This window comes from Gammaproteobacteria bacterium, from assembly GCA_003696665.1.
GTDB lineage: Bacteria > Pseudomonadota > Gammaproteobacteria > Enterobacterales.
This window is the reverse complement of sequence record RFGJ01000537.1, coordinates 1-2,368: the sequence shown is the minus strand read 5'-3', so window position 1 is coordinate 2,368 and position 2,368 is coordinate 1. Positions and strand designations below refer to the sequence as shown.

The 2,368-nt window shown below is 53.8% G+C and carries 2 protein-coding genes; both read right to left on the bottom strand.

Annotated features, from left to right (window positions below; translation table 11 throughout):
• Window positions 1-7: 7 nt before the first annotated feature.
• A complete protein-coding gene (locus D6694_13255; GenBank protein ID RMH37517.1) occupies window positions 8-877 on the bottom strand; it encodes an IS630 family transposase in 870 nt (289 codons plus the stop codon).
• A 399-nt stretch (window positions 878-1,276) separates the two neighbouring features.
• Window positions 1,277-1,867, bottom strand: a complete 591-nt coding sequence (locus D6694_13250) for a transposase (protein ID RMH37516.1) — start codon at window positions 1,865-1,867, stop codon at window positions 1,277-1,279.
• Window positions 1,868-2,368 lie beyond the last annotated feature (501 nt).

Below are 2,368 nucleotides of genomic sequence, written 5' to 3'. Positions count from 1 at the left end.
TTGTAGATTAACAAATTGACACTGGTATAGCATCAAACTCCTCTTTGGAAAGAATGCCTACATAGTGGAGAAGATACAGGGAACCATCAACAAACTGCTCTAGCCAAACTTCAACCTGCTTTCGCAGTTGCTTGAAGTTTTCACTACCATCGTGGTTATGCAAAATGTCCTGGCGTAACCAACGCCATAGTTTTTCGATTGGATTCAACCACGAGGCGTAAGTAGGTAAAAAGAGCAGGGATAGGTCATGGGTCCCCGCTGCCTGAAGCACATCAGGATGCTTATGCACCGGCCAGTTGTCTTCAACCAGGTAAATACGCTTGGCGTCAGGGTAGGCAGTGCGAATTTGTTGATAGAAGGCGACCAGTTCTTTACGGCCGATCTTGCTACGTTGTTGATAGAGCACACGTCCTGTCAAGGCATCCAAGACCGCGGCAACACGTGCTTTAGTGTTAGCCCCAGGACGATGATGATAGCGACGCTGTCGTTTTCCTCGTCGTTGGTATCCTTTTCGCAATTTGGCCCGACGGTAATAGGTGAACTCATCCTGGAACAGCAAAACGTACTTGTCTGGACAAGCCACTGCCTCCTGGTAGGCAGCCAGAATGCGTTGCCATTTGAAGCGGTAGTTGGGGTCTGGGCTACGGATGAAATGTAAGGCTTTTTTCCGACTAAAGCCCAAACGCTTGAGCACCTTGTAGATGCCAGCATCGCTATATCCTTGTAACCATCGTAGCGCCCGCCCCACATCTTGTAAACGCCAGCGCGTACGGGCTATGCCATGCTCACGGGGTGATTGATGTAGCAGATGCTCAACTTCTACTTCGGCTTGCTCCTGGCTTAGAGGGGGAAAAAGCGGGCTTGCGCCCACGTCCAGAACGGATGTTCAGGCCGGACATCCCCTCGGCCAAATATCGTTCACACCATTCTTTGATGGTCTCAGGCGCGTGTCGCTTAAGCAAACCCACATAAGCTGTCTGTCGTAGAGACCAACCGGCGGCCACTTTGAGAATGGCAGCAGCACGCTCTCTCACATACGGCTTCGGATGAAGTCGCCGAGCTGTTTCAAGCTCTGCTTGCTGTTCATCAGTGAGGCTGATTCGGTACACTTTAGGCATCTTTCACTCCTTGTTTTACTCCTTGATGCAAGATGCCATCTAGCATACCTTATACCAGTGATATTTTGTAAAAGTGCAAGTAGCCCGACAACGCACATAACACTTCTACGAATCAACAACGCGTCCGGCGCCCTCGGCGGGCAACTTGCCCGCCCTACTCACAAATCCGGCAATTGAAAACCGTGCAGAGCATCCGGCGGTTCCCATCCCCACCGGTCAGGGTAAGCGCCCCGGGCCTGCCAGTGTGAATAGCTGCTAAACGCATAGTCCTCGGGCCGATTGACCAGTCCGTGTTTCACAGGATTGTAGTGAATGTAGTGCAAATGACGTTCAAAGTCCTCGGCGTCTCGAATCACATGGTCCCAGTAACGGGGCTGCCAAAACCGCAAACCAACAGGAATGCTCCTCTGTTTTCGGTATGCCTTGGTGAAATTCGGTTTGATCGAATGCATGATCTGGCTATGGTTCACACCGGCTTCAGGTCGAATCAACAGGTGAAAATGTTCTGGAAGGAAGACGTAGCCAAGGGTAGTAAACGGATAGCGACGTTTGGCTTCGTTCAAAATCTCTCGGAGAAGTTGCACCATCTCAGGGTCCGCGAAAACAGGTTCCCGACCAGCGACGACCTGGGTGATGAAGACAATGGAATTGGGTACGTAATAGCGTCGAAAGTTCATGATGCCAGAAGGGTCATATTGATCGATTGTCCGTATCCACGCCAACGCGCCGAGCGCCCCACCCGACGACATACATAACACCTCCGCGGACCGTCAACGCGTTCGGCGTTCTCGGCGGGCAGGTTGCCCGCCCTACGCGACGACACACATAACGCCTCCGCGGACCGCCAACACGTCCGGCGCCTCACCCGTAGGTCGGGCTAGTAGCCCGACGACGCACATAACACTTCTACGAATCAACAACACGTCCGGCGCCCTCGGCGGGCAGGTTGCCCGCCCTACGCGACGGCACACATAACGCCTCCGCGGACCGTCAACGCGTCGAGTTCCCCACCCGTAGACGCCCATGATGCTTCTGCGGATCAACAACGCGTCCGGCGCCCTCGGCGGGCAGGTTGCCCGCCCTACGTTTTTGCGGCTTGCTCTCTCTCTTCCCGGCGTTCCCGTAGGAGGTCGCAGGCTTCTTGGAGCCCCGGAAGATCGGGCGACTCCTCAAGACATTGCTTGTAATCGATAAGCATGTCATCCAAATCGGACGGATATTTTACCGCGGCAAGGCGCTCCTGGATTAGA